Genomic DNA, 19,173 nt, shown 5'->3' with positions numbered 1-19,173 from the left:
TCAGACGTCTGCGGGCCGAACCCTGCCTGATTGCAATGACTAATTTATAGACATTTAGCCCGCCGGATAACCAAGGCCGGCGCAAAATCTGTTCATTAATTGAGCATCCGCAAATTTCTTAGCAATAGGTTGCTGGTTCGAAGCGTTCGTCGTTTCGGATTCTGAGGAGGCCGTTCAGAACTTGCTGACCGGACGTGATCACGTCCGTGATGGAAGCAAGCGAGTTAGCGGCAAATGACGCCTACCACTCCCTTCGTTAGCCACGCCCTTCGCGAACCGGGCCTTCGCGAACCGGAAGCCGTCCGCGCCGTCAGAATTGGTCTGATGGCATGTCGTTTGCACCATCAAGGTCATCAAGCCAGTCAGTCTGCTCAGCGCCGAGTAACCCTGCCGCCCTTCGCCGCGGCCGGGGGATTCAGCATGGGCCATGCAAGTCACACCGCACAGTTTGGTTCGAAAGGATTTGTCCCATGAGCATCGGCCCTGCGTCTAAACTCTCTGGCTTCCTTCCTTTGATCGCTGCGGCAGCCATCGCATTGGCGCCCGGACAGGCGAGCGCGCAGACGATCGAGATCGGGATCGGCACACAGAATACGACGACCAACACCGTGACCGGCGGCGTCGTGCTGAAGGAGCTTGGTCTCCTGGAGAAGCACCTGCCCAAGACCGGCAAGTACAAGGACATCCAGTACAAGCTGAGCTGGCAGAACGCCACCTCCGGTCCGCCGATCACCAACGGCATGATGGCCAACAATATCCAGATCGGCATGATGGGCGACTACCCGCTGATGGTGAATGGCGCCACCGGGCAGGCGACCAAGAACGAAACGCAGCTCGTCGCGATCATCGCCTACAACGCGTTTGGCGGCGGCAATGGCATCGTCGTCCACAAGGATTCGCCGTTCTACGAACTCGCCGATCTCAAGGGCAAGAACGTGTCGGTGCCGTTCGGCTCCGCCGCGCACGGCATGATGCTCACCTCGCTGCAGAAGCGCGGCCTGCCGCCCGATTTCTGGAGCCTGGTTTCGCAATCGCCGGAGGTCGGCACCACCAACCTGCAGGAAAAGCGTATCGACGCTCATGGCGACTTCGTGCCGTTCGCCGAACTGCTGCCGTTCAAAGGCTTTGCCCGCAAGATCTATGACGGCGCCGAAACCAAGGTGCCGACCTTCCACGGCGTCGTCGTGCGCAAGGACTTCGGCGAGAAATATCCGGAGATCGTGGTGGCCTACATCAAGGCGTTGATGGAGGCGAACGACTGGATGCGCAAGAACCCGAAGTTTGCGGCCGAGAAGATCGAGGAGTGGACCAAGATCAACAAGGAAGTGATCTACATCTTCCTGGGTCCCGGCGGCGTGCACACGCTCGATGCGACCATCAAGCCGAAATGGGTGGAAGCTGTCGGCGCCAACTACGCGATCCTGCAGAAGCTCAACATGATCAAGGAACTGAACATCGGCGCCTGGGTCAACGACAGCTATGTACGGACGACCTACAAGGAACTCGGGCTCGACTACGACAAGCAGCTTGCTTCGTACGACACCTACAACGTCACCGGCACCGATCCGGTCTGCAACGCGCCGGTCAACAATCCCCTGCAAACCGGTGAGATCTGGATCCAGGGCGGCGACATCGTGCCGTTCAGCTCACCGGTCTGCACGCTGCTCGGCGTGAAGAAGTACGGCTCCGAGGGCAAGAAGTTCAACGCCGTCTATCTGGTCGACCGCGAGCTCGGCATCAAGGTATTCGCCGACGCCGCGTTCTATTCGGTCGGCGGCCAGGATCCGAAGAAGCCGGATGTCGTGCCGTTCCTGCTCAAGAAGGATGCGGAAGCCTATGCCGCCAAGAATGGCGGCAAGCTTGCCACCTATGCCGAAGTCCTCGGCGCCATCAACTTGGGGCAATAGGGGAATCCGATGGGCAGCACGGCAACAGCCAAGATTGTGGCGCTTCCTATGGTCGACAAGCACGCCGATCCCGAGCCGGTGGCGGTGGAGGTGAAAGCCTCCGCAGCCCAAATGTCCGCAGCGGAAATTCCGGTGCCGGAACCGGAGCCGATCCCCACGGTCTCGCTGACCAAGGTGTTTCTGGGCCTGCTCGGGTATGTGACCCGCGAGCGGATGATCACGGCATTGCTTGCCTGCATCTCGATCGGGGCTTTGTTCCTGTTCTGGTATCTCGGCACCAAGTACAGGCTGGAATTCTACATCCGCTTCAAGAACGTTCCGACGCCCTATGAGGTGTATCAGCAGCTGACGCTGGTTGGGCTGTCGAACAAATACCTCTTCAATATCGCCATTAGCGTGCGACGCATCCTGCTCGGCTTCATGATCGCGACCATCATCGGCGTGCCGCTCGGGCTGGCGATCGGCAAGTACGAGCGCGTGCGTGACTTCTTCATGCCTGTCGTCGAGATCATGCGGCCGATTCCGGCGATCGCGTGGGTGCCGATGTCGATCATGCTGTGGCCGAACAACGAGGCCAGCATCGTCTTCATTACCTTTATCGGCGCCTTCTTTCCGATCCTGCTCAACACCATTCACGGGGTTCATTCACTGGATGGCGTGCTGGTAAGGGCGGCTCGCTGCCTCGGCGCCAGCGAGATCCGGCTGTTCATGAACGTGATCCTGCCTGGCTCGTTGCCGCACATCTTCACCGGTCTTGCCGTCGGCATGGGCGTGGCCTGGGTCTCGCTGATCGCCGCCGAGATGATCTCGGGTCAATTCGGCGTCGGCTACTTCACCTGGGAAGCCTACTCACTGGTGGACTATCCCGCGATCGTGCTCGGCATGATCACGATCGGTGTTCTTGGACTGGCGTGCAGCGGCATCATCCGGATGGTTGGCGTCCTTCTGATGCCCTGGCTCGCATTCGCACCCGGAGGCCGGCGATGAGCATGACCATGGCGGAAACCGAAGTCAGCAAGGGCTTCATCGACGTTCGCGATATGGGCGTAACGTTCGGTGCTAACGACAACAAGGTCGTCGCCGTCGATAATGTCTCGCTCAACGTGCAGCCGGGCGAGTTCGTGTCGCTGATCGGGCCTTCCGGTTGCGGCAAGTCGACCTTGCTCAGCATCGTCGCCGGCTTCGTCAAGCCGACCCGCGGCGAGGCCTTGCTCGATGGCAAGGCGATCACCAAGCCCGGTTCGGACCGTGGCGTCGTGTTCCAGCAATACTCGCTGTTTCCGTGGCTGTCGGTTCGCAAGAACGTCGAGTTCGGCCTCAAGATGGCCGGCGTCGAGCAAAGCAAGCGCAACACCACGGCGCGGGCGCTGCTCGATCTGGCCGGGCTGCTCTCGTTCGAAAACCATTATCCGGACCAGCTGTCCGGCGGCATGAAGCAGCGTATCGGCATCGTCCGGGCGCTGGCGACCAGCCCGCAGGTGCTGCTGATGGACGAGCCGTTCGGCGCGCTCGACACGCAGACCCGGGTCGTGATGCAGGAGATCCTCACCAACATCTGGCAGCAGTTCCGCATCTCGGTGCTGTTCATCACGCACGACATCGAGGAATCGATTTTCCTTTCCGACCGCATCTACGTCATGACCGCGCGCCCGGGCCGCATCAAGGCTGTCATCAAAGTACCGCTGCCGCGTCCGCGAACGGCCGAGATGACCGACACGCCGGAGTTCATGAACCTGGTGCAGGAGCTCAAGGGTCTGATCCGCGAAGAGTCGCTCGCCGCCATGGCCCCGGAGATCAAGGATCGAGGCCTATCTGGCTTTGGAATGAAAGTGGGACCGAAAGGAGTAGGCGAAATCTTCTGACGTAACTTTGAACGTCGCGGCCTGACAGGCGCGAACCCAAAAATCGATCACAGCAATCAAGCACAGACGCAAACAGGCGCGCGCGTCAACGATGACTCACGCCTGGCGTCCATCAAATCGGAGCATTCAATGGCAAAGAAACCAAACATTCTGTTTTTCCATGTCGACAATCTGGGCATGGGCGAACTCGGTTGCTACGGCGGCGGCATTCTGCGCGGCGCCGATACCAAGCGCATGGATCAGTTCGCAAAGGAAGGCGCCAAGCTGACGCACTACGTCGTCGAGCCGCAGTGCACGCCGACGCGTTCGGCGCTGATGACCGGCCGTTTCCCAATCCGATCGGGCAACCACACCATCGCGCTCGGCGGCAATGGCGGCGGTATCGTCAAGTGGGAGCGCACCATCGGCACCATCCTGTCGGATGCGGGCTATGCGACCTCGATCTACGGCAAATGGCACATCGGCGCCGAGGACGGCCGCTTCCCGACCGACCACGGCTTTGACGAATGGTACGGCCCCTTGCGTACCTATGACGAATGTATGTGGCTGACCGACCCGCATTATGTCGCGGAGCGCGACGGATTCTCGCACATGCATGAAGGCGTCAAGGGCAAGGGTGCCTGGCCGCTGCTCGACGAGCAGCTCACCATGGAAACCAAGAAAACTTGCGACCTCGAGTACCAGAAGCGCGCCATCAAGTTCATGGAAAAGTCCGTCAAGGCGGACAAGCCGTTCTACTGCTACTTCAACCACTCGCTGATGCATTTCCCGATGAGCCCGCGCGACGAATTCGTCGGCAAGAGCACCAATGGCGACTGGGGCGATTGCCTGTTGATGCTGGACCATGATTTCGGCGTGCTGCTCGACAAGCTCGACGAACTCGGCGTTCGCGACAACACCATCGTCGTGATGTGCGGTGACAACGGCGCCGAGGACCATCTCGCCGGCCGCGGCACCGGCGGCTTCTTCGACGGCTCGTATTTCAGCTCGGCCGAAGGCGGCATTCGTACGCCGCTCCTGATCCGCTGGCCGGGCCACATCAAGCCGGGCACCGAAAGCAACGAGATGGTTCATGTCACCGACATGTTCACCACGCTGCTGTCCATGACCGATTGCGAGGCGCCCAAGGATCGGCTGATCGACGGCGTCGACCAGAGCGAGTTCTTCCTCGGCAAGAAGGAAACGTCCAACCGCGAGTCCTGCATCGTCTGGCTCAAGGACGAACTGCATGCCGTGAAGTGGAAGGACTTCAAGATCAACTTCAAGCGGCAGCAGCACTTCCATGATCCGGAACTGGCGCTCGGATTTGCCCGCATCACGCATCTGAAGGAAGACCCCAAGGAGCGTGACGCCGTCAACCAGCGCTATGTTCGCTGGTGGGTGATGCAGCACGCCCAGCGCATCATCCGCGACTTCGAGGAGAGCGCCAAGAAGGAGGAACTGATTCCGCCGGGCGCGGCACTCGATTTCGTGCCGAAGCAGCGCCAGAAGGCTTGAGTACGATGTCTGCACCGACGATGGCGGCTGATGTCGCGCAGGGTGCAGCCGGCAATCGCCGGGGAGCGGGCTGCTGCTCGCTCCCCGGCCAACCAAGCACGGGCGCAACGCCTGGCACAATCAACCGCGATTCCATGATCTGGATCCCGGGCGGCTCTTTCCTGATGGGCTCCAACAGCTTCTATCGGGAAGAGCGCCCGGTGCGTCCTGCCTCCGTCGACGGTTTCTGGATCGACACCTATCCCGTCACCAATGCCGAGTTTCAAAAATTCGTCGAGGCGACCGGATACGTCACCTATTCCGAACGTCCGCCGAATCCTTCGATGTATCCCGACGCCGATCCGCAAATGCTGGTGCCGGGCTCGCTGGTGTTCAAGAAGCCCGATCGTCCGGTCAACCTGCGCAACAATCTCGCCTGGTGGGAATACAGGCCCGGCGCCGACTGGCGGCATCCGCAGGGGCCGGAGAGTTCGATCGCGGGCTGCGAAAATCATCCTGTCGTGCATGTGGCCTATGAGGACGCGCTCGCTTACGCGGCGTGGGCCGGCAAGGAGCTTCCGACCGAAGCAGAGTGGGAATTCGCCGCGCGCGGCGGTCTTGAAGGCAAGGCCTATCCCTGGGGCGATGCCTCCAATCCGGACGGGCAGTTCATGGCCAATACCTGGCAGGGCCATTTCCCTTACCAGAATTCGGCCGACGACGGCTACGAGGGCACGTCGCCGGTCGATGCGTTTCCGGCCAATGGCTACGGCCTGTTCGACATGGTCGGCAACACCTGGGAATGGACGTCGAGCCCTTATGGCGCTGCGCAGGAGCAGCAACAGCAATCGTGCTGTCATACCAGCGCGGGTGATGACACATCCGTGCGCCGCGTGGTGAAGGGCGGTTCGCATCTGTGCGCGCCGAATTATTGCCTGCGTTACCGGCCGTCGGCGCGCCAGGGTGAAACCGTCGATTCCTCCACCTGTCACATCGGCTTCCGCTGCGTCGTGCGTCAACCGCCGGGCACCTGACGAGAATCCTGTTCGCCACCGGCGAGGCCGGAGCACCGCCTCACATCTTTGGAAGTTTCCCATGCAAGCCGCCAGCACCACGACCAACGCGCAACTCCAGTTTGAAGACTCACCGTCGATCGGTGCGGTGCTGCGTGCGCCCAACCTTTTCGTCCGCGAATCCCTGGCCGGCATCGTCACCGCGCTGGCGCTGATTCCGGAGGTGATCTCGTTCTCCTTTGTCTCCGGCGTCGATCCCAAGGTGGCGCTGGTTTCCTCGATCGTGCTGTGTCTGGTGATGTCGGCGCTCGGTGGCCGGCCTGCGATGGTCACCGCCGCGGCGGGCTCGATCGCGCTGGTGATCGGGCCGATGGTGAAGGTGCATGGCGTCGGCTATATCCTGCCGACCATCCTTTTTGCCGGCGTCATCCAGATCGTCTTTGGAGTTGCCGGACTGGCGCGGGTGATGCGCTTCGTACCACGCTCGGTGATGATCGGTTTTGTGAATGCGCTCGGCATTCTGATCTTCGCGGCGCAGGTGCCCCACATCTTCAATGTGCCATGGCTGGTCTATCCGCTGTTCGCGCTGACGATCGCCGTTGTCCTCATCATGCCCCGCTTCACGACATCAGTGCCGGCGCCGCTGGTCGCGATCATCGTCGTGACCGCGATCGTGATGGTCGGGCATCTGACCGTTCCCAATGTCGGCGGCGAGGGCGCCATGGCGCCGGGACTGCCGGGCCTTACGCCGTTCATCGTCCCGCTCAACCTTCAAACGCTCAGCATCATCTGGCCGACCGCGCTCAGCGTCGCCTTTGTCGGCCTGCTGGAGACGCTGCTGACGGCCAAGCTGGTCGACGACCTGACCGATACCCGCTCGCACAAGGGCAAGGAGTCCTGGGCGCTCGGCGTCGCCAATATCGCAGCCGGGTTCTATGGCGGCATCGGCGGATGCGCGATGATCGCCCAGACCGTGGTCAACGTGAAGATCGGGCAGGGCCGCACCAGGATATCGACGGCGGTCGCCGCACTCGTGCTGCTGGTGCTGGTGACGGCGCTCAGCGACCTGATGGCGCAAATTCCGATGGTGGCGCTCGCTGCCGTCATGATGATCGCAGCCCTCAAGACCATCGACTGGCACAGCATCCGGCCTGCGTCGCTCAAGCGCATGCCGATCCCGGAAACGCTGGTGATGGTCCTGACCGTTGCCGTCACCGTGGCGACCAGCAATCTCGCGATCGGGATCGCCGTCGGGGTGTTGCTGGCGATGGTGTTGTTCGCGCGCCGGGTCGCCCATGTCATCCGGGCCGACCGCACGCTCAGCGAGGACGGCCTTTCGGTTCGCTATCACGTCCATGGGCCGCTGTTCTTCGGCAGCAGCAACGACCTCGTCGAACGCTTCTCCTACGGCGCGGATCCCAAGCGCGTCCTGATCGATCTCACCCATTCCCAGATCTGGGACGCTTCGAGCGTCGCGGCGCTGGATTCGATTGAAACCAAATACCGCGACCATGGCGCGTCAGTCACGTTCGTGGGGCTCGACCAGCGCAGCTCCTCGTTCCACGAGCGGCTGACCGGCCAGCTCGGCGCCTGAATTTCGGAATGCGGAACGAGAAGGAGCTTCCGATGGCGATCTTCCAATGGCTGTCGACATTCGTCCGCAGGATGATGCGAAATTGGTCCGGCCGCTATCGGCCGGAGCGGCATTACATGCGTGGGGCCGGGCCGGCGTCAAAGCGAAGCGCGCGCCACCGCACAAGCTCCTGAGATGCGTTGATCGCGGATCCGGCACGTTCTCCGACGGCGCGTACTCCAGACCAGCCCAATCAATCGTGATTGGCCAACTCGCTGAAACCGTGCTGTTCACTCTTGTCTCGATCGCGGGTCGGGCTACGCAAAACAAGAATGGAGAAAAGGATGCGCATCCTGATCGCCGCATTGGTCGTGATGACCGCTTTCCCCGTGCTCGCCGACGAGGTCGGTGAGGCGCGCAAATTGGCGGTTTCGGGGCGTGACGCCTACTGGAACTGCCTGGCCCGCGAGTATCCGCGCGAGAGCAACAAGAACATGCCGGAACAGGAATTTGGCGCATTGATCGCGGCTGCCTGTGCGTCGGAACGGCAGAATTTCCGGGTGGCGCTGGTGGGATTTCTCGCGATCCAGTCCCCGGACAAGGATGGGGGCGCGAACCTGACGACGGCCAACGATGCCATCGCCTTCGCCCAGAAGGACATCGTGACGGCGTTCGCAAGGCGCAAAGCCGCGTCGAAGTAGCCAAGGCGGCTTTCGCCAGCCTATTCCACCATTCCGGCCTTCCGTGATATTGATTCCCGATCAGACGGGGGATTGTCGGGTATGAATTCTGAGTCGATAGCCGGGATCTTGGGTGCCATTGTCGCCTCGATCGTGCTGGTGGTTGCGATCGCCTATGGGCCGATCGGGCAGTTTGGCAAGCCGGCGCCGAAGCCGGCCGTCGTCCAGCAACCGTCCCAGATGGCGCCCGCGGCGCCCGCGCCACGGGGACCCGTGATCCGGGAGGTGCCGAATTAACTGACGCAGGGCAGGGTTAGGCCACCCCTTGCAGAAGGCCCCTGGCATCCCTATCTTGCTCCTAACGGCGACGTCGAGCCTTAAGAAGCTCCGGCGCTGGGACGACCATGAATAGTTTGGCTGCGCCGGATGTACGCGCGCCCTCTGTTCGTGGTCGTTGGCATTTTGGGGGCCTTTTTGGCCCAGTTTCCCCACCTGAGACCTGTTCCCGCGACCCTGCTTTTGTAAGACTTGCGGCGGCTTCGATCGCTGGCGGCGCCATTGGTAGTGCTGGCGGCGCCTTGGCATCCCCAGCGGCTGCGGATATACGCTGGCCCCATGAATCAAGCCATCAAACCGGGCCCCGAAAACCCGACGCAGGCCGCCGGTTTGCCTCAGCTTTCGGTCGTCGTCCCTACCTTTAACGAGCGCGACAACGTCACCGTCCTCTACCGGCGGCTGGACGCGACCCTCAAGGACATCCCCTGGGAAGTCGTGTTCGTCGACGACAATTCCCCTGACGGCACCTGGGAGGTCGTGCGCGGCCTGGCGCAGAAGGATCCCCGCGTCCGCTGCATCCGCCGGATCGGGCGGCGTGGCCTGTCCGGGGCGTGCATCGAGGGCATTCTCGCCGCCAGCGCGCCCTATGCGGCTGTCATCGACGCCGATCTGCAGCACGACGAGACCCAGTTGCCGAAGATGGTGGGCCTCTTGCAACGTGGCGAGGCCGAACTCGTGGTCGGCAGCCGCTATGTCGAGGGCGGCAGCGCCGACAGTTTCAACAAGGGACGCGCCGGTATCAGCGCGCTCGCGACCGAAGTTGCAAGACGCGTGCTCAAGGTCGAGATCGCCGATCCGATGAGCGGCTTCTTCATGATCCGCCGCGATCGCTTCGAGCAACTGGCGCCGCAGCTTTCGATCCAGGGCTTCAAGATCCTGCTCGACATCGTCGCGACCGCGCAAGGCAAACTGCGCACGGTCGAGGTTCCCTTTACCTTCGGCTCGCGCCAGCACGGCGAGAGCAAGCTCGATTCGATGGTGGCGCTGGATTTCCTTGGTCTGGTGCTGGCCAAGTTCACTCACGACGTGGTCTCGCTGCGCTTTCTGTTGTTTGCGATGGTCGGCTCGATCGGCCTCGTCGTGCATCTCGCGGCGCTGTTCATCGCGAACCAACTCTTCAACCTGCCGTTCCCGGAGTCGCAGGCCGTCGGCGCGCTGGTGGCGATGACCAGCAATTTCATCCTGAACAACTTTCTCACCTATCGCGATCAACGCCTGAAGGGTTTTGCCATCCTGCGCGGCCTGCTGCTGTTTTACCTCGTCTGCAGCGTCGGCCTGTTCGCCAATGTCGGCGTCGCGTTCTCGGTCTACGATCAGGAGCCGATCTGGTGGCTGGCGGGAGCGGCGGGCGCGCTGATGGGCGTGGTCTGGAACTACGCGATGTCCGGACTGTTCGTCTGGCGCAAGCGATGATCCAAAAATGAATCCGAACGAGGCGCGGCTTGTCCTCAACACGGTTCTGACGATCCTGGCGCTGGTCGCGGTACGGCTGGTAGCCGCTGCCTACACGCCGATCACCTTCGACGAAGCCTATTACTGGATGTGGTCGAAGAATCTGGCCGGCGGCTATTACGACCATCCGCCGATGGTGGCATTCGTGATCCGCCTCGGCACCATGATTGCGGGCGACACCGAACTCGGTGTCCGTCTGGTCTCGATCCTGCTGGCATTGCCGATGAGCTGGGCGGTGTACCAGACCGCCGCCGTGCTGTTCGGCGGCAGGCGGGTGGCGACGACGTCAGCGATCCTGCTCAATGTCACGCTGATGGCCGCGGTCGGCACCATGATCGTCACGCCGGACGCGCCGCTCCTGGTGGCCTCGAGCTTCGTGCTGTATTCGCTGGCCAAGGTGCTTGAGACCGGACGCGGTGCGTGGTGGCTGGCGGTCGGTCTCGCCACGGGCGCTGCGCTGTTGTCGAAATACACCGCGCTGTTCTTCGGCCCCGCGATCCTGATCTGGCTGGTGGTGGTTCCGAAACTGCGGCGCTGGCTGATCTCGCCATGGCCCTATCTCGGCGGCCTCGTCGCACTCCTGATGTTTTCGCCGGTCATTCTGTGGAACGCCGATCATCATTGGGTGTCTTTCATCAAGCAGATGGGCCGGGCGCGGATCGAGGATTTCAGACCGGCCTTCATCGCCGAACTGATTCCGACGCAGATCGCCTTCGCAGCGCCGCTGGTATGGATTCTCGGGGCGATGGGTCTTTATGCTTTGTTTCAGCGCCGCGCCGGTGCGTTGCCGGCGCGCGTGCTGGTCAGCACGATGTTCTGGACCATCGCCGCCTATTTCGTCTGGCATTCGCTGCATGCCCGCGTCGAGGCGAACTGGTTCGCGCCGGTCTATCCGGCGTTCGTGGTCGCCGCGGCCTATGCGGCTCACCTGGTGCAGTGGGAAAAGCGCGAGCAGCGCACCGTCAATTTCTGCCTGCGCTGGGCGGCGCCATCAGGCATCGTGATGTTTGCGATCCTGATCGTGCAGGCCAACACCGGCGCGCTCTCGGGTTATCGCCGCGACGCCACGGTGCGCAGCGTCGGCGTCGGCTGGCGCGAAATCGCAGGCGAGATCGAGGCCGTGCGGACGCGCACCGGCGCATCCTGCGTGCTCGCGCCGGATTACGGCACCACCGGCTGGCTTGCGTTCTATCTGCCGAAGGGCACGTGCGTCGCGCAACAGAACCAGCGCATTCGCTGGGTCAACATGCCCCAGCCGACCGCGGCGCAGCTTGGCGGCAAACAGCTCTATGTGCGCGAGGCCTTCCCTGGCGATCACCCGCTGAAGGACGACTTTGCCCGCGTCGAGAGAATAGCGGAGGTCACCCGCAAGCGCGGCCCGCTCGCGATCGAGACCTACGCACTCGATGTGCTGGAGGGACCGAAGGGGAATGTGCTTGACGGTTCCCCGCCGCCGGAACAGGCGTTGGAAAACGGCATTTTGCCGGCGTGGTTGCGCCGAAAATAGTCCGATGGTCATGTCGGAACGGCCGCATTGGGATCGTCTTGTAGGAACCCAGCACGCCGTCCAACCGTGAGGTCATGCCCATGTCCGGTTCCAGCCTGAAGCCCGCCGCTGAACTCGCCCGCGGCAATACCGCGCGCATTCCCAACGAAAGCGCCGAATATCGCCGTGCCCGCGAGCAATTGCTCGCTGAGGAAATCGAACTCCGTCGCCATATCGAGCGCGTCGCCGAAATGCGCCGCGCATTGCCGCCCGGCGGTGAGGTGACGAAGACCTATTCGTTCGTAGGCGAAGGCGGCAAAGCCACGCTGCCTGATCTGTTCGGCAACAAGCAGACGCTCGTGATCTACAGTTACATGTTCGGGCCGCAACGCGATCAGCCGTGTCCGATGTGCACGTCGTTCATGTCCACGTGGGCAGCCAAGCTGCAAGATGTCGAGCAACGCATCGCGTTTGTGTTCGTCGCGCGCTCGCCGATCGCACGATTGATCGAAGCGAAGAAGGCGCGCGGCTGGACACAGCACAGGATCTATTCCGATCCGTCCGGCGATTACACGCGCGATTACGTCAGCGCCGCGGATGCCGATATGCCCGGCTATAACGTGTTCACGCGCCGCGACGGTTCGATCCGTCATTTCTTGTCCGGCGAAATGGGGCAGGGTACCGCCGACCCCGGCCAGGATCCGCGCGGGGCACCTGACCTCGATCCGCTGTGGGCCCTTTTGGACACCACGCCTGAAGGCCGCGACAAGGACTGGTATCCAAGCTTGAGCTATTGAAGACCGCTTTCGAGCCGAATCGAACGCCATGCTGACGGCGGGCCGCGTCCCATCAAAGCATCGAAGCCTATGAACCCAAGCGGGTCTTGGTGCGACGACCTATGCTCGGTGTAAGATATGGCCGGCGACGTCCGGCAACCGTGGAAGAGGACGATGCAATGCGGCTCGATCCCTATCAGGAGCGTGCAAGGGCGCTGGCGGTCGAAGCCGGCCTCGACCCCGATGCGAAGATCGATCGCCCCGGTCAGCGGCCGATCCCGGTCTGGTGCACGTTCCGCGACGCTGCGCGCAAGGAACAGCTCACGGTGCAGCCTGCGCAATACCAGAACAGCCCGCTCAAGATCTTCGGCCAGCACGAGGACGCGACGATAGCGCAGATGCGCAACTGCATGGCGGTCGGCAACGCCGTGGCCGGCGTGATCTGTGCGGACGGTCACTTGGGATATGCCCAGCCGGTCGGCGGCGTGATCGCCTATGAAAAGCAGATCAGCATCTCCGGCGTCGGCTTCGACATCGGCTGCGGCAACATGGCGGTGCGTCTTGATACGCCGTTCAGCCGGATCGAAGGCAATGTCGGCACGATCATCAAGGACGTGCACAGGGCGATTTCCTTTGGCGTCGGGCGGACCAACGAGGAGCGCGTCGAGCACGAGCTATTCGACGACGGCGATGCCTGGCGAGAATCCGACATGGGCGCGTATCGGCAGAAGGCCGTTGCGCAGCTCGGCACCGTCGGATCGGGCAACCATTATGTCGACCTGATGCGCGACGAGGCCGGGTTTGTCTGGATCGGCGTTCACTTCGGCAGCCGCGGTCTCGGCCACACCAGCGCTACCCGCTACCTCAAGGCTGCGGGCGGCAAGGATGGCATGAATGTGCCGCCGGCTGTCATCGACGAGGACAGCGAGATCGGGCGACGCTACATAGCGGCCATGCAACTGGCCGGGCGCTATTCCTATGCCGGCCGGGAGTGGGTGATCGAGCGCGTGCGCAAGATCATCGGCGGCAACGTCACCGACATGGTCCACAACCATCACAATTATGCCTGGCGCGAAAATCACGGAGGCAAGGATTTGTGGGTTGTGCGCAAGGGCGCGACGCCGGCCTTTCCGGGACAGCGCGGCTTCGTCGGCGGATCGATGGGAGATGACGCCGTCATCGTCGAAGGCGTCGACAGCCCCGAGGCAAAGGCGTCGCTCTACTCGACGGTTCACGGCGCGGGCCGGATGTTCGGCCGCAGGGAAGCCAAGCGCAGGTTTACGCGCGTCGAGATGGATGCGTGGCTGCAGTCGCGCGGCGTGACGTTGATCGGCGCCGATCTCGACGAAAGTCCGATGGCTTATCGTAGGTTGCCCGAGGTGCTTGCCGAGCATGCCGGCTCGATCAAGGTGCAGCACACGCTGCGGCCGTTCGCCGTGGTCATGGCGGGCGAGAACGAATTCGATCCGTTCAAGGACTGATTGCCAAAATGGGACACCCGGCCAACGGCCGGATGTCCCGATTTCACGGAAACCCCGCATGTTTACGGGCTGATTTGCGCATAACTTCCATTGATTTGCGCATGCCTTAGATCTGCCCGCGTTTAATCTGCATTTAACTAAAACTCGCCTTAATGACGCTCCGTGTCTTTGCGAGATGCTGCCCGGGAACTTTTCGGGCGCGGCATCAAGCAGGGACCTAGTAGAGTTGTTCTGGACGCAAGGCGAATGAGTACGAGTACCGGTGCGTTTGGCCTTGCGGCCCACAACCGCAAGAGATCTTCCCGGAAAGTCATTCCTCAGCATTTGCTCGGCGGCGTCGCGATCGCAGCCGTGGTGCTGGGCTGCGCCTGGACCGTTTACAGCAATATTTTCGCCTCCAGCATCTATCCCTCGGTCAACAGCGCGGCGTTCGATCCGCCGGTCGTCAAAAGCTCCACGATTGTCGCGTCGCGTCCGGTGCGGCCCGCCTTCAACGAAGTGTTCGCGGCGCTACCCCAGCCCGCCCCGAAGATTTCCGCGCCCGAGACCGTCTCTCCTTCGATTATGTTTAACGAAAGGTTTGCAGCCTCGGCGCCGCAAGGCGAAGTATCCAGGGCGATTGAAGCCACGCAAGTGGCGGAGGTCTCGCCGCCGGTCGATGCGAAGAAGATTGCAGCGCCGAAACTTGGCGAAGCACCGAAGCCGAAGGAAGCCGCTTCGCAGGCACCGACCCAGGTCGCCATGAACGTTCCAGCCCCGGCGCCAAAGCAGGCTGAAGCCAAACCCGCCGCGAAGGAATCCGGAGCTTCGGTCCGCGACATGGCGCAGCGCGCCAAGGCGGCGGTGATGTCGATTGCGTCCAACGACAAGCCGAACATGGTCGAGAAATTGTGGGGCAAACAGCCCTCGCTTGGCGGGCTGTTGTCCTACGCTTCCGCCGACGCCAGCGTCACCGGAAGCATTCCCGATACCCGTTCGCAGAATCCGATGCTGGGCGGATCGCCGCCTTATGACAAGCAGACCGCGGTCTACGACATCGCGGCGAAGAAGGTCTATCTGCCGGATGGCACCGTTCTCGAGGCGCATTCGGGCCTTGGCGCCAAGATGGACGATGTGCGCTATGCGCACGTGCGGATGCAGGGCGTCACGCCGCCGCATATCTATGATCTGAAGCCGCGCGAGGCGTTGTTCCACGGCGTGCCGGCACTGCGACTGACGCCGATCGGCGGGCAGGACAAGATCTTCAACCGTGACGGCCTCCTGGCACACACCTACATGCTCGGCGCCCGCGGCGATTCCAATGGCTGCGTTTCCTTCAAGGACTATTACGCGTTCCTGAACGCGTACCGGAACCAGGGCATCCGGCGGCTTGCGGTGCTGGCCAGGATTCAGTGACGTCGCTCGTCGTCCCTGCGAACGCAGGGACCCATACGCCGCAGCGATCATTGTTGTTCTAACGCTAGCCGCGGCGTATGCATCTCCGGGTTCGGCCTTAGGCCCACCGAAGAATGTGATCTTCGTAACAGTGCGACCGCCGCCGATCAGCCATCGTTCCTATCACCGAAGCACTGGTGCATCGGTATCAACCAACCCAAGGTAGGAGACGTAACTATGGATGAAATCGAAATCGCAGCGTCGGATACCGTGACTGATGCGGAACTCGATGAGGTCAATGGCGGCTTTATCTTCATATTGGTGGGTGCGGCGGCGTTCAGCACCGGCTTTTTCGCCGGGTACGGGGCGGTCAGATTTGCACAGGACATGTCGAAATAACGCAGTCCGCCTGAAAGAAACGAACGGAGGCCCCGTCGCAGTTGCGCGGGGCTTTCTGCGCCCCTTGTCATCCGGGCCACAACGTAAGAGAGGTTGATCCCTGCGATGTGCAGCCTCCTTAGGCTGTATGTCGAAGTGAACTTCCATGATGCTTGAAGAATAGGTCAAGCTTTACAGGTTCGCCGGTATCTCGCCAGAACAGTTTTCGATTAAGGCTGGCCGCCACCGCGAGGCGGTGGTGGCCGCCGATCAGAATATGGTCGTCCGTCGTTTTGGCGATGATCTCTCCGTCTTCGTCCACGATGATTTTCATGTGCCGCCTCCAATCCAAGGCTGCCGATCAGCGCCGCCGCGATGGTGCGCATTCTATCTAACCTCGTGCGGGCTCCGGGTGTTCCACCCCATGAAGATCATTCTTTCCGGATAACAGGCGCGACAGGTCCCCGCACAAAGTCGCGCCCTCCACGGAACCCTGCTTCCGATTGCGGACGACCGCCATCGTGCGACGGTCCCGCGCCAACAGGTCATCACAGTTCTTCTTTTTTAGCCCTGAGTGAGTTGCTGCATCGCGAGGGCATCAGCGTCGCGGCGCGGGCAGGCGAGCGGATGGCATCACGTCATCGAAGTGCGGTGAACGGGCAGGTTGGTTCGTTGAATGTCTGTGACGGGGAGTCACAGTGCATCAAAAATTTGAAAAACACGCTTGCAACTGAAAGATGTTCCGTTTATTAGCCCGCTCCTTCGCTAGGCCATGGGTTCGGGCTCCCTGAGATCCCGACTGGCGCGAGCCGGTGTCCGGTTTCGTGTTCCGCCGAATGAAGACGCGAGGTGTAGCTCATGGAGAGCGTCGGGGTGATACCCGAAGGCATCGGTTCGATTCCGGTCTCTTGCACAGCCGAAGGATAGCTCAGTGGTAGAGCAGATGAATGTGAATCATCGTGACGCGGGTTCGAATCCCGTTCCAACGCTCCGGTTCAGTCTAAAAAACTGAATTCCCATTGAATGGGACCGGACGCGCGCTTCAGTCGCAGTCCGGTCGCATTGCCGCAAGGCTCTTCGTCCGAACCTAGACACTGTACGAACGGCTCTGCGCCGCGGTGGATACCGCTTGCGCTGACGCCGGGAACACCGCTCGAACGCCCGACATTCGTCGGGCGATTGCGCGCGTGCGCCCGTCGTCATGCAAGCTCAAACCACGGCCCGCCGGACTTACAGGAAGCGCCGTCCGGTCCTCCGTTCCTTCTAGACGAAACCAGCTTTCCGACCTCTGGCCGGAAAGCCAATGATGGAGGCGTGCCATGAACTGGCATTTCCTGATGACGCATGTGACGGTGAAGGATGGCGAGCGCGCGTTGCTGACACGGAACGGCAGGCTCGAGCGCGTGCTTGGTCCCGGCCGGCATCGGCTGTTCGATCCGCGCAACGAGTTGGCGGCAGAAATATTCAAGGTGGTTCGTGCCGAGTTTCCGGCGGAGCGTTACCTGGTGCTGAAGGCTGCGCGGCCCGATCTCGCGGCCGAGCTGTTCGAGATGGTCGAGACCAAGGCGGATGAAGTTGCCATCGTCAACCTCGACGGCCGTCCGATGCAGCTGATGACACCCTGGCAGGCGCGCGTCTACTGGAAGGTCGCGACATCTGTCGATGTCGAACGCATCGACATGACCGCTGATCCCCGGGTGACGGCGCGTCATCTGGCGATGATCGACCGTAACCGTTCGGTGGTCGTGACGGAAGCGGTGGTTGAGAACCATGAAGCCGGTCTGCTCTTTGTCGAGGGCCGGCTGCTGGAGCGGCTCGCGCCCGGCCGGCACGCGTTCTGGATCGTCGGCCGTAAGATCGAGGTCAAGCGTCTCGATCTGCGGCCCCAGGCAGTCGAGATCACCGCGCAGGAAATGCTGACCAAGGACCGCATCGCGCTGCGGGTGACCTTGACGGCGTTCCGCCGGATCGTCGATCCCGAGCGGGTCGTCGCCGTGGTGCCTGACGTGGATGCGTGGCTGTACCGGCTGGTGCAGTTCGCGATCCGCGAGGCGGTTGCCGGCCGCACGCTCGACGAGGTGCTGTCGGCGAAGGCCGCGCTCGATGCGGAGCTTCGCGACTATGTCCGCGAGCGCATCGCGGACAGCGGTGTCGAGGTGACGGAGCTCGGCGTCAAGGACGTGATCCTGCCCGGCGAAATCCGCGAGCTGGTGAACAAGGTGGTGGAGGCGGAGCGGGTGGCGAAGGCCAATTTGATCCGCCGGCAGGAAGAGACCGCGGCGACGCGTTCGCTTCTGAACACCGCCAAGCTGATGGAAGAGAACCCGCTGCTGCTGCGGCTCAAGGAACTGGAGTCCCTTGAGCGGCTGGTGGAGAAGGTCGGCCGTATCGACCTTCACGCCGGTGACGGGCAGGGCTTTGATGCCCTGCTCACCAAGCTGGTTCGCCTGAAGCCTACGGAAAGCGCCTAACAGGAAGGGTCGCCTACGGGCGGCCCTTCAACTGAGAGTGCGGGGTGCGCTCACGAAGGGTAAGTATTAGCAGAGTGAGGGAGCGAGCGTTGGTGGAGTGAGTGTGGTCGCTTGAAATGTTGCCTCGCCCGATGCCACAATCTCCGTCATTCCGGGACGCGCCTCTTGGCGCGGGCCGCAGATGCGCAATTGCGCATCGGGGAATCCATACTCACGATCGTGGTTATGGATTCCGGGCCCGCGCCAAGAGGCGCGTCCCGGAATGACGGTTGAGAGCTGCCTACCCGTCGAAAATCCCCCAAACAAAAACCCCGGCATCGCTGCCGGGGCTTTGCATTCCTTGACGTTCGCCTGGATGGCTGGACTTAGAAGTCCATGCCGCCCATGCCGCCGCCCGGGGGCATGCCGCCCGCGCCGCCGCCGGCGTTCTTCTTCGGCAGTTCGGCGATCATGGCTTCGGTGGTGATCAGGAGAGCCGCAACTGACGCTGCGTTCTGGATCGCCGCACGAACCACCTTGGTCGGGTCGATAATGCCCTTGGAGACCAGGTTGCCGTATTCGCCGGTCTGCGAGTCGAAGCCGTAGTTGTACTGGTCCTTCTCGAGGATCTTGCCGACGATGACCGAGCCGTCTTCGCCTGCGTTGATCGCGATCTGGCGGGCCGGCGCGGACAGCGCCTTGCGCACGATCTCGACGCCGGTCTTCTGGTCGTCGTTCGCGGTCTTGATGCGCTTGAGCTGCTCGGAGGCGCGCAGCAGGGCGACGCCGCCGCCCGGCACGATGCCTTCTTCAACCGCCGCACGGGTCGCATGCATCGCGTCATCCACGCGATCCTTGCGCTCCTTGACTTCGACTTCGGTCGCGCCGCCGACGCGGATCACCGCGACGCCGCCTGCGAGCTTGGCCAG

17 protein-coding genes and 2 tRNA genes are annotated in these 19,173 nt (G+C 62.2%); 17 read left to right on the top strand and 2 right to left on the bottom strand.

The genetic code is table 11. The annotated features are described in order from the left end of the window. Nucleotides 1–470 precede the first annotated feature (470 nt). The 14 genes from JQ575_RS30765 (at nt 471) to JQ575_RS30700 (ending at nt 15,815) form a co-directional block, all read left to right on the top strand. Entirely contained in the window at nt 471–1,907 is a 1,437-nt protein-coding gene (locus tag JQ575_RS30765) for an ABC transporter substrate-binding protein (RefSeq protein ID WP_212036940.1), read from the top strand. Nucleotides 1,908–1,916: 9 nt separating this feature from the next. Then, nucleotides 1,917–2,894: an ABC transporter permease gene (locus tag JQ575_RS30760; protein WP_249167002.1), complete on the top strand. Its 978-nt coding sequence runs from the start codon at nt 1,917–1,919 to the stop codon at nt 2,892–2,894. Between the two features lie 2 nt (nt 2,895–2,896). Then, nucleotides 2,897–3,769, top strand: coding sequence for an ABC transporter ATP-binding protein (locus JQ575_RS30755; protein ID WP_409363275.1), 873 nt, complete (start codon nt 2,897–2,899; stop codon nt 3,767–3,769). Nucleotides 3,770–3,898: 129 nt separating this feature from the next. Beyond that, a complete protein-coding gene (locus JQ575_RS30750; RefSeq protein ID WP_249167001.1) occupies nt 3,899–5,266 on the top strand; it encodes an arylsulfatase in 1,368 nt (455 codons plus the stop codon). Nucleotides 5,267–5,400: 134 nt separating this feature from the next. Continuing rightward, complete coding sequence (locus JQ575_RS30745) at nt 5,401–6,279, top strand: formylglycine-generating enzyme family protein (protein WP_212036994.1); 879 nt, start codon at nt 5,401–5,403, stop codon at nt 6,277–6,279. Nucleotides 6,280–6,340: 61 nt separating this feature from the next. Beyond that, the gene (locus tag JQ575_RS30740) at nt 6,341–7,852 is read left to right on the top strand and encodes a SulP family inorganic anion transporter (protein WP_212036939.1); all 1,512 of its coding nucleotides are present in this window, start codon (nt 6,341–6,343) and stop codon (nt 7,850–7,852) included. A gap of 323 nt (nt 7,853–8,175) precedes the next feature. Continuing rightward, nucleotides 8,176–8,532 (top strand): hypothetical protein, encoded by a 357-nt coding sequence (locus JQ575_RS30735; RefSeq protein ID WP_212036938.1) that lies wholly within the window; start codon nt 8,176–8,178, stop codon nt 8,530–8,532. Between the two features lie 81 nt (nt 8,533–8,613). After that, entirely contained in the window at nt 8,614–8,808 is a 195-nt protein-coding gene (locus JQ575_RS30730; RefSeq protein ID WP_212036937.1) for a hypothetical protein, read from the top strand. Nucleotides 8,809–9,126: 318 nt separating this feature from the next. Next, nucleotides 9,127–10,260 (top strand): glycosyltransferase family 2 protein, encoded by a 1,134-nt coding sequence (locus tag JQ575_RS30725; RefSeq protein ID WP_212036936.1) that lies wholly within the window; start codon nt 9,127–9,129, stop codon nt 10,258–10,260. 7 nt (nt 10,261–10,267) lie between these two features. Then, nucleotides 10,268–11,806: a glycosyltransferase family 39 protein gene (locus JQ575_RS30720; protein ID WP_212036935.1), complete on the top strand. Its 1,539-nt coding sequence runs from the start codon at nt 10,268–10,270 to the stop codon at nt 11,804–11,806. Between the two features lie 80 nt (nt 11,807–11,886). Further along, nucleotides 11,887–12,582 carry a DUF899 family protein gene (locus tag JQ575_RS30715; protein WP_212036934.1) on the top strand — a complete coding sequence of 232 codons (696 nt, stop codon included), beginning with the start codon at nt 11,887–11,889 and terminating at the stop codon, nt 12,580–12,582. Nucleotides 12,583–12,740: 158 nt separating this feature from the next. Next, the gene (locus JQ575_RS30710) at nt 12,741–14,042 is read left to right on the top strand and encodes an RtcB family protein (RefSeq protein WP_212036933.1); all 1,302 of its coding nucleotides are present in this window, start codon (nt 12,741–12,743) and stop codon (nt 14,040–14,042) included. 246 nt (nt 14,043–14,288) lie between these two features. Then, nucleotides 14,289–15,437, top strand: coding sequence for a DUF2778 domain-containing protein (locus JQ575_RS30705; RefSeq protein WP_212036932.1), 1,149 nt, complete (start codon nt 14,289–14,291; stop codon nt 15,435–15,437). A gap of 216 nt (nt 15,438–15,653) precedes the next feature. After that, the gene (locus JQ575_RS30700) at nt 15,654–15,815 is read left to right on the top strand and encodes a hypothetical protein (protein WP_192734082.1); all 162 of its coding nucleotides are present in this window, start codon (nt 15,654–15,656) and stop codon (nt 15,813–15,815) included. Between the two features lie 118 nt (nt 15,816–15,933). Here JQ575_RS30700 and JQ575_RS30695 read toward each other — a convergent pair whose 3' ends face one another. Then, the gene (locus JQ575_RS30695) at nt 15,934–16,128 is read right to left on the bottom strand and encodes a hypothetical protein (protein ID WP_212036931.1); all 195 of its coding nucleotides are present in this window, start codon (nt 16,126–16,128) and stop codon (nt 15,934–15,936) included. A 510-nt stretch (nt 16,129–16,638) separates the two neighbouring features. Between JQ575_RS30695 and JQ575_RS30690 the strand changes: the two genes are divergently transcribed. The 3 genes from JQ575_RS30690 (at nt 16,639) to JQ575_RS30680 (ending at nt 18,265) form a co-directional block, all read left to right on the top strand. Continuing rightward, nucleotides 16,639–16,707, top strand: a tRNA-Ser gene (locus tag JQ575_RS30690). 8 nt (nt 16,708–16,715) lie between these two features. Continuing rightward, nucleotides 16,716–16,779, top strand: a tRNA-His gene (locus tag JQ575_RS30685). A gap of 334 nt (nt 16,780–17,113) precedes the next feature. Continuing rightward, nucleotides 17,114–18,265, top strand: coding sequence for a slipin family protein (locus JQ575_RS30680; protein WP_212036930.1), 1,152 nt, complete (start codon nt 17,114–17,116; stop codon nt 18,263–18,265). Between the two features lie 365 nt (nt 18,266–18,630). Here JQ575_RS30680 and JQ575_RS30675 read toward each other — a convergent pair. Beyond that, a partial coding sequence (locus JQ575_RS30675; RefSeq protein WP_283842660.1) for a TCP-1/cpn60 chaperonin family protein occupies nt 18,631–19,173 on the bottom strand: 543 nt, incomplete at its 5' end.

The sequence above is a fragment of the Bradyrhizobium sp. JYMT SZCCT0428 genome, from assembly GCF_018131075.1.
Lineage (GTDB): Bacteria > Pseudomonadota > Alphaproteobacteria > Rhizobiales > Xanthobacteraceae > Bradyrhizobium.
This window is presented reverse-complemented; position numbering and strand designations above follow the sequence as displayed.

Coding starts and splice junctions, on each gene's coding strand:
- JQ575_RS30765 (WP_212036940.1), top strand. CDS start 471: ATGAGCATCGGCCCTGCGTCTAAACTCTCTGGCTTCCTTCCTTTGATC.
- JQ575_RS30760 (WP_249167002.1), top strand. CDS start 1,917: ATGGGCAGCACGGCAACAGCCAAGATTGTGGCGCTTCCTATGGTCGAC.
- JQ575_RS30755 (WP_409363275.1), top strand. CDS start 2,897: ATGACCATGGCGGAAACCGAAGTCAGCAAGGGCTTCATCGACGTTCGC.
- JQ575_RS30750 (WP_249167001.1), top strand. CDS start 3,899: ATGGCAAAGAAACCAAACATTCTGTTTTTCCATGTCGACAATCTGGGC.
- JQ575_RS30745 (WP_212036994.1), top strand. CDS start 5,401: ATGATCTGGATCCCGGGCGGCTCTTTCCTGATGGGCTCCAACAGCTTC.
- JQ575_RS30740 (WP_212036939.1), top strand. CDS start 6,341: ATGCAAGCCGCCAGCACCACGACCAACGCGCAACTCCAGTTTGAAGAC.
- JQ575_RS30735 (WP_212036938.1), top strand. CDS start 8,176: ATGCGCATCCTGATCGCCGCATTGGTCGTGATGACCGCTTTCCCCGTG.
- JQ575_RS30730 (WP_212036937.1), top strand. CDS start 8,614: ATGAATTCTGAGTCGATAGCCGGGATCTTGGGTGCCATTGTCGCCTCG.
- JQ575_RS30725 (WP_212036936.1), top strand. CDS start 9,127: ATGAATCAAGCCATCAAACCGGGCCCCGAAAACCCGACGCAGGCCGCC.
- JQ575_RS30720 (WP_212036935.1), top strand. CDS start 10,268: ATGAATCCGAACGAGGCGCGGCTTGTCCTCAACACGGTTCTGACGATC.
- JQ575_RS30715 (WP_212036934.1), top strand. CDS start 11,887: ATGTCCGGTTCCAGCCTGAAGCCCGCCGCTGAACTCGCCCGCGGCAAT.
- JQ575_RS30710 (WP_212036933.1), top strand. CDS start 12,741: ATGCGGCTCGATCCCTATCAGGAGCGTGCAAGGGCGCTGGCGGTCGAA.
- JQ575_RS30705 (WP_212036932.1), top strand. CDS start 14,289: ATGAGTACGAGTACCGGTGCGTTTGGCCTTGCGGCCCACAACCGCAAG.
- JQ575_RS30700 (WP_192734082.1), top strand. CDS start 15,654: ATGGATGAAATCGAAATCGCAGCGTCGGATACCGTGACTGATGCGGAA.
- JQ575_RS30695 (WP_212036931.1), bottom strand. CDS start 16,128: ATGAAAATCATCGTGGACGAAGACGGAGAGATCATCGCCAAAACGACG.
- JQ575_RS30680 (WP_212036930.1), top strand. CDS start 17,114: ATGAACTGGCATTTCCTGATGACGCATGTGACGGTGAAGGATGGCGAG.